We start from the raw sequence: 1347 nt of genomic DNA on the forward strand, positions 1-1347 counted from the left end.
TGAAAGGGCATTGATTTTGTAGCTGTTGGTGTATGATATTAAGTTCACGCATCTCGTTGTAATCTGGTTTGTTTTTGACGAAATTAATTAGATCACACAACGAGATTCGTTTCTATGTATTTGATAGCGAAAGATATTTTGTGGGGATTCGCTAGATTGCGGCGTTAAGTGTCATCGGTAAATTTATGTTGAGTGCCATATACGAAGAGAAATGTAGCGGTTGCAAGAGAGATTTAGAGTGTCATCTTTGCACAGAGCTTCTTTGTGAAACGTGTGCGGTTCAAGTAAATGGTAAGCAGTGCTGTAGACCGTGTTCGGCCTCGATAAGAAACGATGAAAGTTTAGTCTCCCATTTTATCCAATGGCATCGCAAGGCTAGTCTTGGCAATGTGGCTTTATCGAAGCCTCCGATATTGGTATCGCATGAATACAAAATAGGAAGCACATTTTCGGTAGCGGAGTTCGAAGGAGAGGATATTATCGGTTCCATCACATTTCGTTCTGATGCTCAATGCGACGCTGATGCAATATTTATCTCTTCGGAAAAATCTGTATTCAATGAATATCGTATATTGGTAAGCAAAAGTGAAATAGACGAATTCCTTGCATCGGTATACGCTAGTGTCCAAGGGGAAAACACTTAACAAACGCAGTCTGTCGGAGCGCCTTTCCGTTCCTTCGTCACTACAAGGCGTCCGCAGCTGCGGGCGTTAGGCATCATGAATATGAATCTTGAAGAGTATTGGAAATCTTACCTCGGGTACTGTTCTGAAAAAACAGGAGCAGGCTCAATACCCGAAATGATAGGTATCCCTCTCGTTGTGGCTCCATTGGTAGCTGCGGGCTATGAGATCAAATTGCCTGTCGAAGAATTATCGAACTTTATAAACAAGTTTCGTGAAATAGATGATGTCACTCGCAGGTTAACGGTCAGAGAATTGGAATCAGAGAAAATAGAAAAGATCACTGAGGCCTTTAAAGCGGGGGGTACTTATTCAAAAGAAGTAATTCCTCAAATATTTCAAAAAGATGAGGTTGCTAAACAGTATCATGAGATCATGTTTCCCGAACCAAATGCCTAACAAAGCTATTAAAAATCGTTCCGGCCAAAAAACGGCCTCCACTGGACGCGCTAACGCGCGCCTTTTATAGCGGCGCTGACGGATCCCCTCATAATTTAAGCATCGCTGTTTGATGGATCACCCGTATATATTCGTAAATTGCCCACTCTATATCCGCGCTACTTCTTCGGTGGTCCCGTCGCCTTATAACCTCTTTTGCGAGCCGTGTTATTGATAAAACATGGCGGGTTTTGATGGTGTTAGCTTGAAACTGATATTGCCAATT

The 1347-nt window shown here is 42.4% G+C and carries 1 protein-coding gene; it reads left to right on the forward strand.

Annotated elements, in window-relative coordinates; all coding sequences use genetic code 11:
* Window positions 1-725: 725 nt before the first annotated feature.
* The gene (locus K1M91_RS21145) at window positions 726-1082 is read left to right on the forward strand and encodes a hypothetical protein (protein ID WP_232804238.1); all 357 of its coding nucleotides are present in this window, start codon (window positions 726-728) and stop codon (window positions 1080-1082) included.
* The last annotated feature ends 265 nt before the right edge of the window (window positions 1083-1347 follow it).

This window comes from Motilimonas sp. E26 (assembly GCF_021278025.1).
Taxonomy (GTDB): Bacteria; Pseudomonadota; Gammaproteobacteria; order Enterobacterales; family CBDFNC01; genus Motilimonas.